The sequence below is a fragment of the Sphingobacterium bovistauri genome (genome assembly GCF_020295405.1).
Classification (GTDB): Bacteria; Bacteroidota; Bacteroidia; order Sphingobacteriales; family Sphingobacteriaceae; genus Sphingobacterium; species Sphingobacterium bovistauri.
Genome location: NZ_JADEYP010000010.1, coordinates 1 through 21,973, shown reverse-complemented (window position 1 = coordinate 21,973; position 21,973 = coordinate 1). Strand labels below are relative to the sequence as shown.

Annotated in this window: 16 protein-coding genes and 1 tRNA gene; 4 read left to right on the top strand and 13 right to left on the bottom strand. The window is 35.1% G+C overall.

The genetic code is table 11. From position 1 onward, the window contains the following. The 9 genes from IPZ78_RS06855 to IPZ78_RS06815 all read right to left on the bottom strand — a co-directional run bounded on the left by IPZ78_RS06855 (position 1) and on the right by IPZ78_RS06815 (position 12,613). Positions 1 to 2,325 (bottom strand): TonB-dependent receptor, encoded by a 2,325-nt coding sequence (locus tag IPZ78_RS06855; RefSeq protein WP_225552258.1) that lies wholly within the window; start codon positions 2,323 to 2,325, stop codon positions 1 to 3. Between the two features lie 15 nt (positions 2,326 to 2,340). Further along, positions 2,341 to 3,144, bottom strand: a complete 804-nt coding sequence (locus IPZ78_RS06850; RefSeq protein ID WP_225552257.1) for an alpha/beta hydrolase — start codon at positions 3,142 to 3,144, stop codon at positions 2,341 to 2,343. 4 nt (positions 3,145 to 3,148) lie between these two features. After that, positions 3,149 to 3,997, bottom strand: a complete 849-nt coding sequence (locus IPZ78_RS06845; RefSeq protein WP_225552256.1) for a hypothetical protein — start codon at positions 3,995 to 3,997, stop codon at positions 3,149 to 3,151. 30 nt (positions 3,998 to 4,027) lie between these two features. Beyond that, entirely contained in the window at positions 4,028 to 5,692 is a 1,665-nt protein-coding gene (locus IPZ78_RS06840) for a PNGase F N-terminal domain-containing protein (protein WP_225552255.1), read from the bottom strand. 25 nt (positions 5,693 to 5,717) lie between these two features. Next, a complete protein-coding gene (locus IPZ78_RS06835; RefSeq protein ID WP_225552254.1) occupies positions 5,718 to 6,764 on the bottom strand; it encodes a flavin reductase family protein in 1,047 nt (348 codons plus the stop codon). Between the two features lie 84 nt (positions 6,765 to 6,848). Continuing rightward, positions 6,849 to 9,920, bottom strand: a complete 3,072-nt coding sequence (gene infB, locus IPZ78_RS06830; RefSeq protein WP_225552253.1) for a translation initiation factor IF-2 — start codon at positions 9,918 to 9,920, stop codon at positions 6,849 to 6,851. 106 nt (positions 9,921 to 10,026) lie between these two features. Then, complete coding sequence (gene nusA / locus IPZ78_RS06825) at positions 10,027 to 11,268, bottom strand: transcription termination factor NusA (protein WP_225552252.1); 1,242 nt, start codon at positions 11,266 to 11,268, stop codon at positions 10,027 to 10,029. Between the two features lies 1 nt (position 11,269). Beyond that, a complete protein-coding gene (gene rimP, locus IPZ78_RS06820) occupies positions 11,270 to 11,734 on the bottom strand; it encodes a ribosome assembly cofactor RimP (RefSeq protein WP_225552251.1) in 465 nt (154 codons plus the stop codon). Positions 11,735 to 11,836: 102 nt separating this feature from the next. Continuing rightward, the gene (locus tag IPZ78_RS06815; protein ID WP_225552250.1) at positions 11,837 to 12,613 is read right to left on the bottom strand and encodes an XRE family transcriptional regulator; all 777 of its coding nucleotides are present in this window, start codon (positions 12,611 to 12,613) and stop codon (positions 11,837 to 11,839) included. Between the two features lie 104 nt (positions 12,614 to 12,717). Between IPZ78_RS06815 and IPZ78_RS06810 the strand changes: the two genes are divergently transcribed. Beyond that, positions 12,718 to 13,035 carry a GIY-YIG nuclease family protein gene (locus IPZ78_RS06810; protein ID WP_225552249.1) on the top strand — a complete coding sequence of 106 codons (318 nt, stop codon included), beginning with the start codon at positions 12,718 to 12,720 and terminating at the stop codon, positions 13,033 to 13,035. A 53-nt stretch (positions 13,036 to 13,088) separates the two neighbouring features. On the opposite strand, the gene IPZ78_RS06805 is transcribed toward IPZ78_RS06810, so the two are convergent. Both IPZ78_RS06805 and IPZ78_RS06800 read right to left on the bottom strand, forming a co-directional pair. Beyond that, the gene (locus tag IPZ78_RS06805; RefSeq protein ID WP_225552248.1) at positions 13,089 to 16,169 is read right to left on the bottom strand and encodes a tolB protein precursor; all 3,081 of its coding nucleotides are present in this window, start codon (positions 16,167 to 16,169) and stop codon (positions 13,089 to 13,091) included. Between the two features lie 92 nt (positions 16,170 to 16,261). Further along, entirely contained in the window at positions 16,262 to 18,586 is a 2,325-nt protein-coding gene (locus tag IPZ78_RS06800) for a penicillin-binding protein 1A (RefSeq protein ID WP_225552247.1), read from the bottom strand. 224 nt (positions 18,587 to 18,810) lie between these two features. On the opposite strand from IPZ78_RS06800, the gene rpoN reads away from it, so the two are divergent. Then, the gene (rpoN, locus tag IPZ78_RS06795) at positions 18,811 to 20,274 is read left to right on the top strand and encodes an RNA polymerase factor sigma-54 (RefSeq protein WP_225552246.1); all 1,464 of its coding nucleotides are present in this window, start codon (positions 18,811 to 18,813) and stop codon (positions 20,272 to 20,274) included. 94 nt (positions 20,275 to 20,368) lie between these two features. On the opposite strand, the gene rpsU is transcribed toward rpoN, so the two are convergent. Together rpsU and IPZ78_RS06785 are read right to left on the bottom strand one after the other, a co-directional pair. Then, positions 20,369 to 20,563, bottom strand: coding sequence for a 30S ribosomal protein S21 (gene rpsU / locus IPZ78_RS06790; protein ID WP_225552245.1), 195 nt, complete (start codon positions 20,561 to 20,563; stop codon positions 20,369 to 20,371). 154 nt (positions 20,564 to 20,717) lie between these two features. Continuing rightward, complete coding sequence (locus IPZ78_RS06785) at positions 20,718 to 21,350, bottom strand: HAD family hydrolase (RefSeq protein ID WP_225552244.1); 633 nt, start codon at positions 21,348 to 21,350, stop codon at positions 20,718 to 20,720. A gap of 76 nt (positions 21,351 to 21,426) precedes the next feature. On the opposite strand from IPZ78_RS06785, the gene IPZ78_RS06780 reads away from it, so the two are divergent. Together IPZ78_RS06780 and IPZ78_RS17250 are read left to right on the top strand one after the other, a co-directional pair. Continuing rightward, a tRNA-Ile gene (locus IPZ78_RS06780) sits at positions 21,427 to 21,500 on the top strand. Positions 21,501 to 21,724: 224 nt separating this feature from the next. Continuing rightward, positions 21,725 to 21,853 (top strand): hypothetical protein, encoded by a 129-nt coding sequence (locus IPZ78_RS17250; protein ID WP_262903847.1) that lies wholly within the window; start codon positions 21,725 to 21,727, stop codon positions 21,851 to 21,853. The last annotated feature ends 120 nt before the right edge of the window (positions 21,854 to 21,973 follow it).

Sequence of the window (21,973 nt, the reverse complement as noted above, 5' to 3'; positions counted from 1 at the left end):
TTAAAACTTAAAATTCCATGTTACTGAAGGAATAATACCAAATAAAGCTATTTTATAAGCTTCAGTAATATTCGCATTATTTTCATTCTCTCTAAAGTCGATTATATATGCATTCTTACGGTTGTACACATTATACAAGCCAAATGACCAACTAGAAGAAAATCTCTTATTCTTTGGCGCAGGATCGTAATTAGCGGATATATCAAGACGATGATAATCAGGCATTCGGTAACCATTACGCTCAGTATAATAGAAAATTGTACGGCCATCCACAGTGTACTTTCCACTTGGAAAAGTAATAGCACTTCCTGTGTAATAAACAAAATTAGCCCCTAAGTTCCATTTATCACTTAGTTGATACATACCTACCACTGATATGTCATGCGTGCGATCTTGTCTTGAATTAAACCATTGGCCATTGTTAATTTGATCAAATTGACGTTCACTCTTTCCTAATGTATAACTTACCCAACCGTTAAATTTACCTTTAGTTTTACGTAAATAAAACTCTAAGCCATATGCTCTTCCCTTACCAAATAATAACTCTCCATCCAAAAATTCATTTGCCTGTAAATCCGCTCCATTACGGAAATCAATTTGATTCCCCATAAATTTATAGTAGCTTTCTACAGAAAACTCATATGTATTATTATCAAAATTTCTAAAATACCCGAATGCTACTTGATCAGCATACTGTGGCTTTATATTTATGTTGCTCAACACATATTGATCAGTTGGTAGAGACGATGTCGTATTAGTCAATTGATGCAAGTTTTGTACTATTCTGTTGTATGATGTTTTTACACTCTGCTTATCGTCCAAAATAAAGGATGCCGACAATCTAGGTTCTAAATTCAAATGATGTTTCACAACTTTAGAATTTGTAAACTTTTGATTAGATATAGGTGCGCCATCTTCATCGAATTTGTAAAATGTACCAGGTCCTTGTACCATGAAGTCTGTCAATCTTAATCCATAAATTGCAGAAAACCAATAAGTAGGATTCCACTCGTGTGAAAGGTATCCAGCCAATTCCAAACCATAACGATTTTCAATATTAATAGAGTTGACAGCAGAATTAGAACTAGCATTAAGACTAGCGGGGGATATCTTTTGTTTCAATACATTCAAGCCAAACTTTAATGTGTTTTTATTATTCGAATAATATGAAAAATCTTGCTTTAGGTTGAAATTTTCAATTTTTGATGCGATAACAAAGTCACTTTCATCATTATTCACATTTACATTATAGGTGAAATCACTGTAAATTAGAGAAGTGTTGCTAAATAATTTTTCATTAAATATATGATTCCAACGGACAGTGGCTGTAGCATTTCCCCAATCGAAACTGAAAAGATCACCGTAGCCTAAATCATCTTTTCCAAAATACCCTGAAACGTACAATGTATTCTTATCATTGAATCTATAGTTTATTTTAGCATTCAAATCATAAAAATACAACTTACTGTCGTTTACAGTTTTATCATTAGAAGCTTTAAGGAATAGATCAGCATACGTACGTCTTCCACTAATCATAAAAGAACTTTTATCCTTTTGTAATGGGCCTTCTATTTTCAGTCTAGAAGCAATTAATCCAATGCCTCCCTCAGCCGAGAATCTCTTATTATTGCCATCCATCATATGGATATCCATTACTGAAGAGATACGACCTCCATATTGAGAAGGAATACCTCCCTTGAACAACTCAACATCTTTAATTGCATCCGAATTAAAAGTAGAGAAAAAGCCCAACAAATGTGAGGCGTTGTACACAGTTGCCTCATCTAATAAAATTAGATTTTGGTCACCACCACCACCTCGTACAAAAAAACTTGAAGAACCTTCTCCTCCTTTGGCAACACCGGGTAACATTTGGATAGTTTTCAAGATATCACGTTCACCGAAAATAACAGGCACATTTTTAATTTCTTCAATAGTAAAATTAAAAGCTCCCATTTGTGCGCTAGTAACATTTTTATTTTGTTTTTTTCCAGAAATTACCACCTCTTCGATTTCTCTACCTATTGGTACCAATTCAAAATTCAATCTCTTTTGCTTTTCTGCATCAATAACCTCTTCGATAGATTGGTACCCCACATAAGAAACTAATAATGTAGCTGTTGTAGATTCTAACTCCAAAGAAAAGAATCCGTAGCTATTTGTTTTGACTGATAGGTTAGATTCTTTAGCTTGAACAGTAGCGCCAATTAGCACCTCACCTGAGGAAGAATCCTTTACATAGCCACTGATGTTGACTTTAGTCTGTGCGAATAAGCTAGCATGAAACAATAAAGTAATTACAAATACGGAGTATTTTCTAAACATATAATTTATATTATTCTAATTTCTAAAAAATTGATCGAAAAACGCCATTTGAAAACAAATTGATTGGGCCCAATAATTCCAATCATGTTTCCCTGGCATATTTAGGTAGGTATGTTGGATGTTATGATATGACAATTTTTTATGTAATTCTTCGTTCACACCAAAGAAAAAATCATCGTAACCACAATCGACAAATATTTTCAAATTATTGGGTTTAATCAGATGTAGCATTTCCATTACTGTATGATCATCCCATTTGGCCTTATTATCCGCGTATTCACCTAAGCGTTTGCTCATTTCCCAATTATTTGGAAATGGACGAATATCAACTCCGCCTGCTGTAGATCCTAGCGCTCCAAAGATATCTTGATGACGTATAGCTAAATATAAAGCACCATGTCCCCCCATACTTAAACCAGTAATTGCTCTTCCAGAACGATGTTTGCAGACATTATAGTTAGATTCAATATAGTTAATCAATTCTTTACTCATAAAGGTTTCGTACTGAAATTCGGGTGTACTATCCCAATACCAGCTACCAAAGCCTCCGTCAGGACAAACTACCATATAATTATATTGATCAACTAGAGTTTTTATATATGGAACTTTTTCTATCCAATTTGAATAATTACCGCTATAACCGTGCAACAAATATAAAGTTGGAATAGTCTTATTTTTAGTATCATCGGGACGTATGACCACCGCTTTAATCTTTTTATTCATACTAGTGGAATAAATCTCAACAGTGTCTACAACAGATGAAAAAACTGATGTACTGAAATAAAAAGTAAATAATAATAACAAGTATAGGTTTTTCATAATTTCAAAATACGTATTTGTAAAGATAAGAATCAAGACCGAATGGGCGCTCAGAAATAGTATATAAATAACGATTATATATATCAAAACATATAGCCTCTCCTTGCGGTTCAATTACATAAGGAATTTGTTTTGGTTTTTGCCCAAATGTTTCTACTAAAGTCTTATTTAACTCTCTTTCCCATAAGAAAATAGCAGATAAATTCTTTACTACAATATGCTTACCATCTGATGAAATATCTGCTGCAGTGGTAAATGTAAAAGGTAGTTCAATTTTCGGTTCTAATGTATGAATCTTATCATTACCTAAATCTAGTTTTAAGTTAAAAACTGTAGATTGAAAATCACGTTTTGAAATGATATACAATTGTTGATCAACTGGATCTACTAAAATGGCTTCTGCATCTCTCTTTCTATCTGCATACTGAATCTTGATTTCTTTATAAAGAGGAACTTTTAAATTTTCGCTTTTATTATAGTCCGTAATTTTTGGTTCTTCGATGACGTAAAGACTGAGTATTTCTCTATTTCTTAAATTGTTACCGATATCCGCAAGCAACAAATAATTCTTACCTCCAATAGAAAACCTAGCTATATCCTCCATATCTATAGCGTTCACCCCCTCTATATCAACGGTTACTTTAAGTGAAGCCAAAGAATCTATTAAATAAATATTTGCACCATCTCCACTATCGTTATGTACCCAGAAATAACCATTTCGATATGAATAAGGAGTAATTCCTGAAATTTCTGTTATGCTAGAACTCGTAACTTTACCTAATATCAAAGGCTCTTGCGCATTTCCAATAGTTATAAAACTCAGTCCAAGAAATAAATAAAAAAACCTATACATAATAAAATTCGACATATATCTCAATATGTGTTAGTTTTCAAACAATAATGCTCCGCTGACATTCCAAAAACTTTGACTATCTCTTTCTGGAGGACCCTGTGGAATATGCACTTTAATCTTATACGTCCCTGCTTTCAAATTACCTAAACTGATATAGTTAGGGTAAGTAATAGTCCCTGGGCACCAATTAGAACGACTTAAATCTGAAGAGGACAAACCACTATCAAAATTACCAGAAACGGGGTTATACAACCTATAACTGCCACAATCAACGCGCCATGGTGTAAACTGAAATTTTAATTCATTGTTTAAATAAATCGAATTCACTTTTGGAACAAATTCGTCTCCATTCCACCAGCCACCATGACCAGTGGTGATATAGCGCAATCTAGCATTTTTAACATCTTCTTTTAGCTCAAATTCAAAGTCTAAACCCTGAGCAGAGCCAAATAGTGTTGGATATGTTTGTCCTCCCATTTCCATAACATTTGTTGTATTGAAAAGAGACAATGCATTCGTCTGTTCAGCATAGTTAGAATTACCTGGATGTATCGTCATTTCCAAACTTACGATATGTCCACCTTTATCATAATTACCTATATATGTACCGACATAAATTTCCTTTCCAGCCATCACACCAAGAAATTCAGAAATATCCTGTCTATAAGTTACAGAATCCTGCCATGTTTTCCCCTTCAAAGCTAATCTATCATTAAAGTGAGATACTCCAAATGGCGTAAAGAATCTCATAAGTTCAAATATAGGTGAATAACCACCCGTACGAATCATACCAAGATAATCTTTACCATCGCCAACATCGTACCTTGGTAATGTATTCATCCCATTTTTCATGCCATCTAAGAATGTCATTGGTTGATCATCAGCTATAAAAAAGACTGATCCCGTTCTATCATAGGCATCTCCATTAGATTTCTCTACCAACTCAATAAATGCTTGGCTCTCATTTAATAACGCAGGCACTTTTATTTTTTTTAAGATAACTGTTCCTGCCGCAAAACGTAATATTGAATCAGACTTTAGATTATCTGGATCAAAACATATTTTTTCATTTTTAAAAATTGGAATCTGTATAAACTTACTTTTCCAAACTTCGTCTCTATATGTCAAAATATCCAAAACTTCAGCTTTGGATGGAAGTAAATAATCAGAAGGAAAATCTTTAATTTCCTCAATTTTCGTCGCTACGTATCCAGAATTTCCATTTCTTCTATATTCCATTACCCAGCCCTTATTTAGACCAACATCATTAGGTGCGGCATGAATAGGTAATTCAGTAGTATAATAAATTTCAATACTGTTGGAATTTATAGAGGTTGTTGATTTTTGAGCTTTCTTACCTAAGATAGTTTTGAAATCTTTTGTATCAGAAAAATTTGTACGATTAAACGCTGATGAATCTACAGAATAAATGCTTTTACGATTTTGAAATGTAGATTTTCTGTAAATCAATTTAGAGGGAATATCTATAATACTTTGCTCTGCCGTCTGCTTGAATTTGTTGTTCATGATACTCTCCCGAGTAATCACAGTTTTGTATTTGTTTGCAAATACTATAACAGGATCTGTTAAAATGACTTGATCATTATGAATAGCATGATATGTAATTTTATAAACCTGTCCAAAAGATGCGCCAACTGAACATATAAATAAAAACAAAAAAAGATAACCTCTCATAATTATTAAATTATTATTTACATATTTACAAAACTTCAATTATAGTATTGTCTTCTACAGGGTGCGATACACAAATCAAACATTTACCTATTTCCACTTCATTATCCGTCAACACTTCATTATAATCCATTTTAACAGCGCCTTTAGTTACTTGTGCTATACAAGTACTACACATGCCTGATTTACACGAATAAGGTAATTTAATTTTTTGTGACAAGCCTACGTTCAATATGGTTTCATTAGCAGGTACTGACAAACGATAGTCTTGTCCATTAAATTTGACTAAAACATTGTATATAGAATTGTCGACCTCTGCTTCCTCTTGTTCGTCATCATACCCTTCTTCTTCAGGAAAGTGAAATGTCTCTCTACGTATATTTTCGTCGGCAAACCCCATCCCCAAAAGTGTAAATCTAACCAAATCCATATAAAACAATGGACCACATGTATAAAATGAAGCTTGTGTAGAACTTGACTTCAAATATTGATTTACTAGTACAATTAGGTATTCTCTATTCAATCTCGCCTTGGCCAAATTTTTCGAATCAGACCAAATAAATTCAAGAGTCAATCTATTTGGGTACCGTTGCTGCCAATTCAATAGCTCTTCATAAAAAGCAGTTTTTTCTTTTGAGCTATTGCTATAAATCAAAACGACTTTAGTATCTATCTCCTCAGTCAAAGCTGTTTTCAAAATAGAAAATAAAGGTGTGATGCCTACCCCAGCAGCAAATAAGAAAATAGTACGTTCAGAATGATAGTCTGGTTCATAAAAAAATAATCCTTGTGGTTCCAAAACTTGGATTACATCATTCACGGCTAGCTTATGATGCAGTAATCGAGAAATCTCACCATTCTCGACTCTCTTTACGGTAATTTCTAATGGCTCATTAATAGAAGGAGAACTACTAAATGAATAGGAACGCCTTACCTCTCTTTCTCCAAACTGAAAATTCAAAGTCAAAAATTGACCTGCTTTATAAGTAGGAAATTTACCAGATAAATCCTCAAACCTAATCGATATAATATCGTTTGGTTGTCTTATTAATTCAGATACTCGAAAATCATACATAAACTAAAGATAAAATAAAAAGTAAGACAAATAAAAAATCCTGACCGTTATGATCAGGATTTTACAATAATATTATCTGTAAGATTATAACTTACGTTTTACTTCTACTTGCTCATAAGCTTCAACAATATCACCTACTTGGATATCATTAAATTTATCAATATTCAAACCACATTCGTATCCATGTGTTACTTCTTTGACGTCATCTTTGAAACGTTTCAATGATGCCAATTTACCCGTATGAATTACGACACCATCTCTAATGATACGTATATCATTTTGACGTGTGATCTTACCACTGATTACCATACATCCTGCAATCGTACCAACTTTAGAGATTTTGAATGTTTCACGAATTTCAACTTCTGCAACAATTTTCTCTTCAAATTTAGGCGCTAACATACCCTCCATTGCTGATTTCAATTCGTCAATCGCATCGTAGATGATTGAGTAAAGACGAACATCAATTTGTTCTGCTTCAGCTAATTTACGCGCATTCTGTGTTGGACGAACTTGGAAACCAATAATGATTGCATCAGATGCAGATGCTAAAAGTACATCTGACTCTGAAATCGCACCTACAGATTTGTGAATAATGTTCACTTGAATTTCATCTGTTGAAAGTTTCAATAATGAATCTGATAATGCTTCAATAGAACCATCAACATCACCCTTGACAATTACATTCAACTCTTTGAAGTTACCGATAGCTAAACGACGACCGATTTCATCCAATGTAATATGTTTTGTAGCACGCATTCCTTGTTCACGCTGTAATTGTAAACGTTTGTTCGCTACTTGTCGAGCCTCAGATTCTGACTCCATAACATACAATTTATCACCTGCTGTTGGAGCACCAGACATACCTAAGATCTGAACTGGAATCGAAGGACCCGCTTCTTTTACGCGTTCACCACGCTCATTAGTTAAAGCCTTAACTTTACCTGAATGAGAACCAGCTAATATAGCATCTCCCACACGAAGTGTACCCCCCTGTACTAATACAGTTGTTACAATACCACGACCTTTATCTAATGCAGATTCAATTACTGAACCTACAGCGCGTTTCTTAGGATCTGCTTTAAGATCTAATAACTCTGCTTCTAATAATATTTTCTCTAACAACAAATCAACATTCTCACCTGTTTTAGCAGAGATTTCTTGTGCTTGGTATTTACCACCCCACTCTTCTACTAAGATGTTCATTGCTGATAGTTGCTCTCTAATTCTGTCAGCATTGGCACCTGGCTTATCGACCTTAGTGAATGCAAAAACAATTGGAGAACCTGCTGCTTGAGCATGATTTATTGCTTCTTTTGTTTGAGGCATCACTGCATCATCCGCTGCGATTACGATAATGACAATATCAGTTACCTTGGCTCCACGTGCACGCATCGCTGTAAAAGCTTCGTGACCTGGAGTATCTAAGAATGTAATCTTACGTCCGTCATCCAATTTTACGGCATAAGCACCGATGTGCTGTGTAATACCACCAGCTTCACCTTTGGTTACGTTTGCCTTACGAATATAATCTAATAAAGATGTTTTACCGTGATCAACGTGTCCCATCACAGTAACGATAGGTGCACGAGGAATTAGATTTTCTTCAGTATCTCCTTCTTCAAGCTCAGCAGTCTCTTCATCCTCTGGCTTAATGAATTCAATTTGGTAACCAAATTCATCTGCTACGATAGTTAATGTTTCTGCATCTAAGCGTTGGTTAATGGACACAAACATCCCCAAGCTCATACATGTAGCAATAATTTGAGTAACTTGAACATCCATTAAGTTAGCTAATTCATTTGCAGTAACAAATTCAGTTACACGCAATATATTAGCCATCATTTGTTTTTCCATTGCTGCTTCTTCAGCAGACAATGCTATATCATCACGTTTTTGACGACGTAATTTGGCACGTTGAGCAAATTTACCAGATTTACCAGCTCCACTCAAACGAGCAAGTGTTGCTTTGATTTGATCTTGGATTTGTTTTTCTGACAACTCTTCTTTAGGAGCATCATTTCTTCCACCTTTTCCTCTATTATCAAATCTTCCTCTATTAGCTGGATTGTTGTTGCCTCCTGGACGATTAACATTCGTGTTATTCCCTCTTGGACCACCTTGTTGTGGACCTCCAGGTCTATTTTGTCCCTGTTGACCTCCTTGACCCTGCGGTCTATTTTGACCATACGGACCTCCACCTTGTGGTCTATTTTGACCACCTTGTTGTTGATTGTTTTGATCGTTTGGAGAAACCGGAGTACCTGGTTTATTTGTACGCTTACGTTTACGCTTATTATCTTGATTCGAATTAGAAGATGACGCTACAGGTTTATCCTTAGGTCTAAAAGTTGGTAACTCAATTTTACCAATTACTTTTGGGCCTTCTAATTTCTCTGAACGAGCGCGAATAACGTCGTCAACTGGTGCTGGTGCTGCTTTAGGAGCCTCTGGCTTTTGTTCTTGTTTCTCCACTGGCTTACTAATCTCCTTAGTCTCCATTTTAGGAGCAACAACTTCCTGTACCGGCTTTACCTCTTCCTTCACAGGAGGAGTAGGAACAGCTACTTCAACTTTTTCAATGTGTACAGGCTTAGCCTCTACTTTAGGTTCTTCTTTCACCTCTTGCTTAATAGGTTCTGGCTTTGGTTCTTCCTTCTTCTCCACTACTGGAGTCTCCACTGGTTTGACTGGGGGAACAACTTTCTCAACCGGCTTTGGTTTAGGCTTGTTCAAACTATCCAAATCAATTTTACCAATGACTTTCAGAGAACCAGTATTTGATTCTTCTTTTTGTTCTTTAGGCTCTTCTTTAACAATTGTTGGAGGAGTAACTAAAGGACTTTTTATTAAAATTTCGTTTTCGGTATCATCATGATTAGAAGTAGATAACTCTTGAGAAGGAGCAGAACTTCCTGATGAAGGAGTTTCGTCACGACGAATCTTGCCAATTACTATTTGTTTAGCTTCATCTTTTGCGATTTTGTCTCCCTGAAATTTGCGCGAAAGAACATCGTACATGTCCGCAGATAATTTTGTTGTCGGTTTTGCGTCAACATCAAAACCTTTATCCTTCAAATAATCAACTGCAGTACCAATACCAATATTTAGCTCCTTTGCCGCTTTAAGTAAGTTTATGCTTTTACCTTCTGTCATCTAATATTAACCTCTAAAAATTTTGTTCTTTACAAAAATATGATTTTTTCGCACGCATTTAACAAATATTTACATTTTATATGTAAGATATTTAGACACCTGAGTTTTATTCAAACTCAGATGCTAAGATGCGAACAATCTCTTGAATTGTATCTTCTTCTAAATCTGTACGACGCACTAACTCTTCTTGTGTCAATGAAAGTACTGATTTGGCACTATCTAAACCTACGCGCTTTAACTCATCGATAATCCAGCTATCGATTTCATCTGAGAATTCTTCGATATCTACATCTTCATCAACCTCGTCATTTTCACGATACACATCGATTTCATACCCTGTTAATTTACCTGCAAGTTTGATATTGTGTCCTCCACGACCAATTGCTAATGATACTTGATCTGGTTTCAAATATACTGCAGCAGTTTTATTGTCTTCATCAATTTTGATAGACGTAATACGAGCTGGACTCAATGCACGAGTAATATATAATGAAGGGTTAGTCGTGAAATTGATAACATCGATATTCTCATTACGCAACTCACGTACGATACCATGTATACGAGAACCTTTCATACCCACACAAGCACCTACAGGGTCAATACGGTCATCGTATGATTCTACAGCTACTTTAGCACGCTCTCCTGGTTCACGAACAATTTTCTTGATGGTAATTAAACCATCGAAAATTTCAGGAACTTCTAATTCAAACAAACGTTGCAAAAATTCTGGAGCAGTACGAGAAATGATAATCTTTGGATTACTATTCATCATATCCACTTTATGAACTACCGCACGGATACTATCACCTTTTTTGAAATAGTCTGCAGGAATCTGTTCTGTTTTAGGAAGCATTAATTCATTACCATCCTCGTCCAATACTAAGATTTCTTTTTTCCAAATTTGATAAACCTCACCGATTACTAATTCTCCCTCACGATCCTTGTATTTTTTGAAAACCTCATCTTTCTCTAATTCTAATACTTTAGAAACTAAAGTTTGACGAGCAGCTAAAATAGCACGACGGCCAAAGCTCTCCAATGTAATCTGCTCAATATAATCGTCTCCTACTTCCAAATCTGGATCAAATTGATGCGCTTCTGCCAATTCGATTTCTAAATCATCGTCTTCAGAGAAACCATCTTCCATCACCACACGTGTTCTCCAAATTTCCAAGTCACCATTATCTGGATTCACGATGACGTCAACATTTTCGTCCGTACCGAAACGTTTACGAATCATACTACGAAATACTTCTTCAAGTACTGTAATTACCGTAGGACGGTCAATATTTTTGAACTCTTTAAACTCCTGAAAAGAGTCAATCAAATTAATATTGGTGCTGCTCATTTTATTTAAATGAAATTAAAACTCTTGTTTCCTTTATTTGATCAATTGGCAATATCGCTTCTTTTAATTCTGCTTTTTTGCCCTTTTCTTTTACTTTTTCTTCAATAACAACCTCAGTGGTTGTAGCAGAAAGAAGCTTACCTTCCCTCTTATCGCCATTCGCTAATTTAACACGAATATCTCTACCTATATTTTTAGCGTACTGACGAAGTAAAACTAATGGAGAATCTATCCCTGGTGAAGAAACCTCTAAACGGTAAGCATTTTCTATAACGTTTTCTTCCTCTAAATGAAACCCAACATGTCTACTAACACCTACACAATCATCTATAGATATACCATTATCTCCATCTAATAAAATAGATAAAACACCACTTTTTAGCATAGATATACTTACAATAAAAAGGTCGGCGCGATCGGCTATTTTTTCCTCTACTAATTCTTTAACGCGTTTTTCAATCTGCATATTTTTCAAAATTGAATTAAAAAAGGGGGCATTCCATGCCCCCTTTCCTTTCAGATAACGCAAATATACACATTAATTATATAAGCAAGAAATTTTACCCTATTATTTTTTCGTTTCTACAACCGAATTAATAGTTTTTTGCATCTGTGCCATCATTGTTGTCAAAGACTCAATACTAGGTTCGGTATTAGGCTCAGGAAACTCTGTTGAAATATACGCTTTTGCCTTCCATACTTCTAGTATATCTGAAGGTTCTACCCAATATGGTTCATATACTTTATTGTCCGAAACTAACTTTAATCCTTTATCATCCTTATACTTAAATGCAACCCTCTTATATACCACACCATCATCTTTAGAAATGATTACATAAGTTTGTCCTGCCTTTATATCATGCCAATTTTCAATATACTCACCGATAACAATAGAACCGCTAGGCAATGGTAACATCGAATCACCTTTAATTTCGAAAGCTCGATAAGTACCTTGCGTAAACATCGGTAGAGAAAATTTAGGCAATTCCTTTACATATTCAGGATCAGCATAGCCATTCAAATATCCCGCACTTGCTTTTACTGGCACTAACTCAATATTTTCTCTGTCTTCAGCATCCACAGTAACGGAGAGTACGCGAAGATTTGATGAATTACTTTTTGCGACAGGCTTCCACTTTTCATCAATAACCTCATTAGCCAGCTCATCCATACTAAGACTATAATATTCAGCTATTTTTTTTAGTAATTCATATTTTGGCTCAGCCCTATCTTCTTCATAAGCTCCCACGGAAGCACGTTTAATATCCATAATATCAGCGAACTGCTGCTGCGTGAGGCCGTTTTTCTTACGTAGAAATTTTAAATTGGAAGCAATATTTGACATCTTATTTTTTTAAAATTATTTGTTAATACTAAAATTATTAGTAATATTGTGCCAATAAAATTAGTAATTATATTTTCTGAACCCAAATATTTTAGTAAAAAAACATGAAAAAGCACATTGTATATATCACCACTGACGCAAATAGAGTTTATGTAGAAGCTGGATATTGCCAAGATATCACACTAAAAATATTGGAATTACAGAATACTTCTAGCTCTTTCATGACACGCAGCACCAAATTTTCAAGAATAGTACATACAGAAGAATTTGAGACATTTGAAGCTGCAGAAAGAAGAAAGATCGAACTCAATATGTACACCAGAATGCAAAAGGAAAAATTAATTCGAAAATACAACCCGAATTGGTTAAGCATCCATACACTAGAAACCTCTATCATAAAAAAAGCTGCTGTTTATGCTTAAACATAAACAACAGCTTCTAACAACCTTAATATATCGCAATCTATATAGATAGACTACCAGCCTGGCGTAAAGTTTAATCCAAAAGTTCCAAATTTAGATTTTGTCTTTTGGAAAGGAATTGCATAATAAGGTTCCAGTATCATTGCACCAAACAAATTAACACGCAATGAAACCCCCGCACTAAACACAGGTACGCGTACATTTTGATTATATATCATCACTGGATTATTTGCATCATCAAATAAAAGCTGTCCATCGCTACTCTTAGCTTGCACCAAGTCAGCATCTGTACGACTCATTTTAATTGTATTACCTCCATACCAAGCTAAACCACCATCAATAAAGAAATTTAAATCTGAAAACAACAAACCTGACTTAACTACAGCTAATTTCTCTGGACCTGTAAATGGAATACGAACTTCAAAATTACCCACTGCCATTCTTGACCCTGATAATTCAGAAAAACCGATATTACCTGTCACATCAACATTCCCACTTTCATAACCACGAATCAAATATGGATAACCAATATATAATGGATACAACGCACTTTCATCTTTACCTACACGCATATATGAATACAGACGAGCAGCAATAGTCACAGGTTTATACCTATTGTATTTCCGCAAATCCACATTCAATGCTGTAAAATTATAATCACCAAAATATTGTTCAGCTCCTAAGCGATACCTAAAACCTTGTAGTGGAGACGTGATCCCAAACACCGTTTTATCTCCAACAAAGCCAGAATTAATTTGCTGAATAACAAATGGCTTAAAAGTACCCCCCAATAGCTGCGAAGCCTCATCATTTGTAATGCGCTGCCTATCACCATAACCATAGTAATAACTTTGTCTCCATTTATCTACACGATAGCCATATCTAGAAATAGCAGCCCCCATTTCAAATCGATGATTCCGATTAAATGGATAAGCTACAAATGCTTCAGCTTGTGTTTGAAATGTACGAATCATATAGGTGCTGACCGCAAGCTCGCTGCCATAGCCAAAATCTTCATAGCCATATTGAGAAAACCCTGTCATATAAGGAATATGAGAGAGCGCTCCTCCCCAATTCCAACGACTTTTTTGATTAATATATGCTACTTGACCACCAAAATCATAAATTTCACCATTAATATTTAACGCTGCAAATATTTGATTATAACCTAAAATATCTGAAAACTGCCCCTGCACCCCAGAGTTAATACCCGCTCCATAACGAGAACCGACAGACATCCCAACACCAGAATTTGCTAAATAATCTAACTTAAACTTTGGCGTATATGCGATGTTACTAATCTGATCATCAGCAATACGTTGAAAGACGTTAAAATTACTAAGATTACGGTTAACGACATTTACTCCACGATCTACATTAGGAGGCAATATTGCCGCTGACATATCTACATCTTGAGCAGCAACCTGTATTGGTGTAAAATCTGAAATAGAAGCTTTATAGATATTATATTTTTTCTTTTTAAAGAAGGAATAAACTATTTCATCATTTGCTGATACTGATATTGCCGGAGAATATTCTGTTATTCCAGATATCCCTGTAAAGTAATCAGTCATACGTTCCACTGTAGAAGAATTCAAATGGTATCTATATAAATTACGATACCCATCACTATTTGACAAAAACAAAATAGATGTACCATCACCCGAAAATTGAGGATTTAGATTATTTGCACCTGGAAAAATATCTATATTTTGAATTTTACCCGTTGACACTTCATACAACGCTAAATTCATCGGAATATCTACAGATCTATTGTCACTCTCCAAAGCTAAACGATCTGTACTAAACACAATGTACTTACCATCACGAGAATAATTAGGTTGATAATCTGAATATACATCATTGGTCAACTGTACTAGCTTTTTAGTACTTATATTATAGGTATACAAATCAGAATGACCATCTACCAACCCAGAAAAAGCAACATGCTCACCATCCGGTGACCATGCAATATTCGCAAACTCAACAATACCTCCCATTGCTTCTACCAGCTCAGGATTTCCTGATTCTACATTCACAATCATCAACTTATTCTTTCCTTGAGAAAAGACAGAGAATGCAAACTTCTTTGAGTCAGGAGAGAATGAGCCTGCTGATTCTATAAAACTAAATTCATCAATATCCTTATTGGTGAGTTTACTCCCCAACTTTCGTATTCGTTTTCCCGTTTTTGCATCAGCAAGATAAAGGTCTATACTAAATAAATCTTGCTCGGATAAATAAACCACATACTTGCCATCTGGAGAAATCGTTGGAGATAAATTCATCTCACCTGCATTAATTTGATTAATTAAGCTCATACCAATTGGTCGAGTCGTCGTATCTTTACCCGAATTTAGATAAGCTTTCTCCATGCTATTTTTCCACAACGTAGACATTGTCTGCGCATCATACCCGAAGACTCTTCGCATAGCAAACTCATACCCATATTTAGCCGTCTCAATAAATAATGGCATAATAACTGTATCGCCATAAGTAGAGCCAATGAAAGACCAAAATGCTTGACCATATCGGTAAGGGAAATAATTATACGATTGTTCAGTCATTTGCTTTAATGATGGAATATCTTTATGCAAATAGGCATCACGCATCCACATGGAAGTGAAGGCATCCTTTTTACCGATAGAGAAATACTCCGCCATCCCCTCAATCATCCACAATGGAATGTTACCAATATTTTCAAGACGTGTCGAATCCCCACCTTCCATGATGACACGATATTGAAAAGCATGCACCATTTCATGGCCCAAAACATGTCTTGTTTGTTGATTTATCTGCATTATTGGCATCACGACACGTTGCTTAAACGCTTCGGTTACCCCTCCAGTACCTACCGATATCTCTCCATTAATAGCTGTAGTTTGTTGAAATTCTGGATGATTATTATAGAATATTATAGGATTTTTGCGTGCAAAAGTATCCTGAAACACTTGTTGATGCATATCATACCAAACTTCTGATTCTTTTGCTAACCAGCGCATCATAGAATCATTTTGCAGATAATAGTAGATATTGAAATGGGGCGTGTCATACACCTTGAAATTCAACTTCTTGTACCGCATTTTGTTTTGCCCAAAATACTGCGCTTGTACTGCTCCCCCAAAGATTATCATTAAGCTCAAGCAATAAATAATCTTCTGAAAATATTTCCTATTCAAAAAACTCATAATTATCTAGTTAGTATTACAAATTTAAATGTTAATATCTATTGTTGTTCTGTTGTCGTTTCTTCAGTTGAATTTAAACCACCTGACTCTATTAGTTCTGATGACTCACTTTGATCTATATCTGAGTCTGTACTATCCGCAGGTGCTTCGATTACAATTCTTGGTGAAGGACACTTATACGTTTTTGTAATCTCAACTGTAGGCTCTGGAAACTTCCCAAATGTGACACCAAATTCTGGATGCTTATACACCTCCTCCATAAACATTGCATAGATTGGGAGTGCGGTTTTCGACCCCTCACCTGTTGCTGAGTTTTTGAAATGAATACTTTGTTCATCACAACCTACCCAAACACCTGCTACTAAATCCTTTGTCACACCCATATACCATGCATCTACATAATCAGAAGATGTACCAGTCTTGCCTCCTATTTCATTGTTTTCTTTAAACAAATCCCATTCCCACAAAGCTTGCGAAGTACCTCTAGGTTCTTCTAATGTACCACGTAGCATATATGTCATCAACCAAGCATTTTCTGGACTGATCACTTGCTTGTGTTCAGTTTTAAAAGATGCTATTACACGTCCATCTTGATCAACAATTTTAGATACTAAAATAGGATCGGTTGTTTTACCTGCATTCATGAAGGTACTATACGCTTTCACCATTTCGTAAACCGATACATCATTAGGTCCTAAGCCAACGGATGGTACAGATTGCAATTTACTATCAATACCGCATTTATATGCTGTCTCGACAACTTTATTAGCACCTACCGCCTCAGTTACTTGAGCAGTAATAGTATTTAACGAACGTGCCATCGCATAGCGCAAACTCATTTCACTATACGACAAGGACCAATCTGCATTTTTTGGTTCCCATACTTCGGGACCATCCTTGCCTTCAAACTCGATACGAACAGGCTTATCAGTAAATTTATCACAAGGAGTCATACCAGACTCTAATGCCGCTAAATATACAAAAGGCTTAAATGTAGAACCAGCTTGTCGTTTTGATTGATTGACATGGTCAAATTTATAGTGCTGATGATTGATACCTCCTACCCAAACTTTTATTTCTCCATTATAAGGATCCATAGCCATCATACCTGTATTCAACATCATCACATAATGCTTTAGTGAGTCCATTGTAGAAAAATCCACTTTTTCCATTCCGTCCCAAGTAAACACTTCCATTTCTTTCTTTCGATTCAACACTTGAAAGACACTATCTTCATTGTTATTAAATCGCTTCATTAAAGAATTATAAACAGGAAGCTTTCGAGCATGATTTTCTAAAAATTCAGGAATCACATTTCCATCCTTATCTCTCCAAGGCTCTGAATCCCCCCAAGCATTTTTCAATCTACGCTGCAATTCTTTCATTTTTGAGGCGACCACTTTCTCCGCGATAGCTTGCATTTTAGAATCAATTGTTGTATAAATTTTCAAACCTGCTTTATTAATATCAATTTCATTGTCCTGACTCCATTTATCCAACCACCGATATACAGCTGAACGTAAATACGAATCATTTGCATCTACATTATCAGAAAAACTTAAGTCTAGCTTTAACGAATCTTGTGCTAATTGCGCTACTTCTTCCTCAGATATATAACCCGCCTTTTGCATTTGTCCCAATACAGTATTCCTTCTTTGTAAAGCATTTTTTGGATTACGTGTCGGGTTATAAATAGTCGTTCCTTTAAGCATACCAACTAATAATGCACTTTCATTGGTATTCAGGGATGATGGTTGTTTATTAAAATATCGCTGTGAAGCAGATTTGATTCCATAGGCATTATTACTAAATGATACCGTATTCAAATACATTGTGATAATATCCTTTTTAGAATACTTACTTTCTAACTTATACGCTGTCATCCACTCCTTATATTTTGTAATCAGAATGCGTACACCTGGTATTTTACTTAAATATCCTTGAGAATGCGAATAACGAGTTTTGAATAGATTTTTTGCCAATTGCTGCGTAATAGTACTTGCCCCCCGCTGATCTCCTTTTATGGTCGAAATAATACCAGAAGCTAACCCTAAAAAATCAATTCCATTATGTTTATAAAAACGTATATCCTCTGTGGCGATTAATGCGTTAATCACATTTGGAGAAATACTATCGAAAGAAACAGGATCTCGATCTTCATCAAAATAACGACCGATCAATACAGAATCCGCTGTGTAAACTTCGGATGCAACATTAAGTGTAGGCAACATAATGTCCTTCTGTGTAGGCGAATATCCAAAAAGTCCTAAAAAATTGAGCTGAACGGCACATGTGAGCAATACCACGGCATAAATACCAATAAGAATGTATCGCACGAATCTATTTTTAACACGTCTAAACATAGGGTAAATATGACAAAAATGTTTGGTAAAATCACATAGTAAACTAGATTTAAAAATCCACAGAATATAAAATTAACGAATTTTAACAATTATTTGTTTTCCGTTAAATTGTACATGCACAATAACTTTGGTAGTGGAGTTATTACAATAAGAAAACAAGTATATATTGACAGCCCTAAAATTCCAATTATTTGTCTAAATTTACCTAGCATTTAACTAATAATATGTTAAGACAAACATTACAACAAAAGTTATTACAAAAACTTTCACCACAGCAGATACAGTTCATCAAACTTCTACAAGTACCTACGGCATCATTAGATACACGTATTAAGGAAGAGTTGGAAGAAAACCCTGCGCTGGAAGATGGTAGTCTAGCAAACATGAATGATCCAATGGAAGAATACCCAGATAAGGATCCCGATGATTATGAAAATAATGGTGAAGATAGCTACGAAGAGGAATTCACATTAGAAGATTATATTCAAGAAGACGATTATAAAGATTACGGAGGTAATTATAATAGCGATGATGATGATGATCAAAAAGAGATCCCTATCGCTATTCAAGATTCTTTTTTCGAAAAGTTACAAAATCAATTAGACCTCTTAGCGCTTACTGATAAACAATATTTGATAGGTAATCAGATTATAGGAAGCTTAGATGATGACGGATACCTACGTAGACCTCTATTGTCACTGATTGACGATTTAGCATTTTCACAAAACATCATTGCGGAAGAAGATGAAGTCATGGAGATGCTTTCTATTATCCAAGAATTTGAGCCTGCAGGAATTGGGGCACGCGACCTGCAAGAATGTCTTCTAATTCAGCTACGCAAAAAAGACATAGAAAATCCTATCGTACAAAAAGCTACTGAAGTCGTAAAAAACCACTTAGATGAATTTACGAAAAAACACTACGATAAAATTGAAAAAAATCTTGGCGTTAATTCAGATGAACTAAAAGATATTATAAGTGAAATCTTAAAGCTCAATCCAAAACCTGGAGATTCAGCAGCTGCAGCTGGCAAACAATTGCAGATTATCCCGGATTTTCACATCAGTAATAATGATGGCGAACTACACCTCACACTCAACGGCCGTAATGCGCCCGAGCTACGTGTATCCCGAACATACCAAGACATGTTCGAACATTATGAGAAAGCTGAAAAATCGGATAAAAAAATGAAGGAGGCCGTTCAATTTGTGAAATCCAAATTGGATTCGGCAAAATGGTTTATCGACGCCATAAAACAAAGACAACAAACATTGCTTAAAACAATGAACGCTATTATGAAATATCAATACGAATATTTCTTAACTGGTGATGATCGCATGTTGAAGCCAATGATATTGAAAGATATCGCCGAAGAAATTGATATGGACATTTCCACCGTATCTCGTGTAGCTAACTCAAAATATGTACAAACAGAGTTTGGAACATTCCTACTTAAATCGTTTTTCTCTGAAGCGATACAAACTGATTCGGGCGAAGAGGTATCTAATAAAGAGGTAAAAAAAATATTGGAAGAATGCATTGCAAATGAAGATAAACGCAAACCATTGGCTGACGAAAAGCTAACGGATATACTAAAAGAAAAAGGCTACACGATAGCAAGACGTACTGTAGCAAAGTACAGAGAGTCTATGAATATCCCTGTAGCTCGTTTAAGAAAGGAATTATAGCAATAATTCCTTTCTTGTTAAAAGATGAATTATTCATGCATAAAAAAAGTCAATCCAAACGGATTGACTTTTATATTTTGCTCTAAAACAAAAATTAAACAGTAGTTTCCTGATTTAATCCTTGTTTATAGATCGCTTTCTTAACTTGAATACGACGAGTTACAGACTTCTTCTCGTAAGCTTGACGAGAACGTAATTCACGTAAAACCCCTGTCTTCTCAAATTTCTTTTTAAAGCGTTTCAATGCTCTATCTAGAGATTCTCCTTCTTTAACATTTACGATAATCATAGTTCCTGTATACCTCCTTTCGTTTGAAAAATTCTTTGTGGTGCAAAGGTAGAAAAAATACTTAAAATTGCAAACTATTATTAGAATATTACTTACCTATTTCACTTTGAATAAAATTGAGAACAACTAAAAATATCTTATTGTTTAAAAATGATTAAATCAAATTCCATTTTTCCACTAAAAACTCTAACGGCTCTTCTTTTGTACACAAAGCAGTATGAATACCTAATGTTTCCGCAGTGCGTAAATGTTGTGGACTATCGTCAATAAATAAAGTTTTCTTCGGATCAAGTATATGCTTATTCAATACATATTCAAAAATATCAGCATTCGGTTTACGCATCCCCATTAGATGCGAATAGTAAGTCTGTTCAAAAAACATACTATTATCCTTAATCCCATACTTGTCCTGTATATGCTGCATACAATAATCATAATGAATCGCATTGTTATTACTTAGCAAAAATGTCCTATACTTATCTTTCAGTTGCAATAAGATTTCATGCCTGCCTATAGGCACTCCTATCAGCAATGAGTTCCATGCTTTGTCTATTTCATCATCCGTAAGCGTATTGTTTTTCGTTAAATCACGTATCCCATCTCGAAATTCTACCGAAGAGATTAAACCTTTATCAAAATTATCAAAAAGTTGGATTTGACCCGAATGAGCAAATATTTCATCAACATTCGCTATACCTAATTGAGTAAAAGCTCGTTGCGATTTCGCAAAGTCAATCATGAAAATTACATTACCATAATCAAGAATAATATTTTCAATTTTTTGCATTTTAAATTTGTTTTTTTCCTTACAAATATCAATATTTGCATCGTCAAAAGGGAATTAATCTTCTCGAAAGACAACCGCTCCTATAGCTCAGTTGGTTAGAGTAGAAGACTCATAATCTTTTGGTCACTGGTTCGAGCCCAGTTGGGAGCACTGAAACAACACAAAAACCGCCTTTAATCACATTTAAAGGCGGTTTTTACTTCTTAGATTACTTCGCAAGTGCATTTTTTTTACTTCGCAAGCGATCCAAGAAAACCGCATTTAAACTACGAATACGTACTTTCAGCCCGACATTCTACGACGTATTACCCAGCAAAGAATTTATTTTTTTATCAAAAACTTCGCACTTCGCAGTGTGTTTTAAATGAATTATTATGAGCAATGCGCAAGAAATAAGATTCTACGTAGTAATGGATAGTAAAGTCGACAAATATGGATTATCCAAAGTATACCTACGATTTTTTCACAAAAGCATAAAAAAGGATTTCTTTACAGGTGGATAAACCACTCCAAAATGATCCCCCTAAACCATCAGAAACTGTCCCCCTCTACCAAAGGAAAGTGATCCCTTTCTGCCAAAGCAAAGTGTCCCCCTTTCGCCAGGCCAAAGTGATCCCCTGAAA

Coding starts and splice junctions, on each gene's coding strand:
- IPZ78_RS06855 (WP_225552258.1), bottom strand. CDS start 2,325: ATGTTTAGAAAATACTCCGTATTTGTAATTACTTTATTGTTTCATGCT.
- IPZ78_RS06850 (WP_225552257.1), bottom strand. CDS start 3,144: ATGAAAAACCTATACTTGTTATTATTATTTACTTTTTATTTCAGTACA.
- IPZ78_RS06845 (WP_225552256.1), bottom strand. CDS start 3,997: ATGTATAGGTTTTTTTATTTATTTCTTGGACTGAGTTTTATAACTATT.
- IPZ78_RS06840 (WP_225552255.1), bottom strand. CDS start 5,692: ATGAGAGGTTATCTTTTTTTGTTTTTATTTATATGTTCAGTTGGCGCA.
- IPZ78_RS06835 (WP_225552254.1), bottom strand. CDS start 6,764: ATGTATGATTTTCGAGTATCTGAATTAATAAGACAACCAAACGATATT.
- infB (WP_225552253.1), bottom strand. CDS start 9,920: ATGACAGAAGGTAAAAGCATAAACTTACTTAAAGCGGCAAAGGAGCTA.
- nusA (WP_225552252.1), bottom strand. CDS start 11,268: ATGAGCAGCACCAATATTAATTTGATTGACTCTTTTCAGGAGTTTAAA.
- rimP (WP_225552251.1), bottom strand. CDS start 11,734: ATGCAGATTGAAAAACGCGTTAAAGAATTAGTAGAGGAAAAAATAGCC.
- IPZ78_RS06815 (WP_225552250.1), bottom strand. CDS start 12,613: ATGTCAAATATTGCTTCCAATTTAAAATTTCTACGTAAGAAAAACGGC.
- IPZ78_RS06810 (WP_225552249.1), top strand. CDS start 12,718: ATGAAAAAGCACATTGTATATATCACCACTGACGCAAATAGAGTTTAT.
- IPZ78_RS06805 (WP_225552248.1), bottom strand. CDS start 16,169: ATGATAATCTTTGGGGGAGCAGTACAAGCGCAGTATTTTGGGCAAAAC.
- IPZ78_RS06800 (WP_225552247.1), bottom strand. CDS start 18,586: ATGTTTAGACGTGTTAAAAATAGATTCGTGCGATACATTCTTATTGGT.
- rpoN (WP_225552246.1), top strand. CDS start 18,811: ATGTTAAGACAAACATTACAACAAAAGTTATTACAAAAACTTTCACCA.
- rpsU (WP_225552245.1), bottom strand. CDS start 20,563: ATGATTATCGTAAATGTTAAAGAAGGAGAATCTCTAGATAGAGCATTG.
- IPZ78_RS06785 (WP_225552244.1), bottom strand. CDS start 21,350: ATGCAAAAAATTGAAAATATTATTCTTGATTATGGTAATGTAATTTTC.
- IPZ78_RS17250 (WP_262903847.1), top strand. CDS start 21,725: ATGAGCAATGCGCAAGAAATAAGATTCTACGTAGTAATGGATAGTAAA.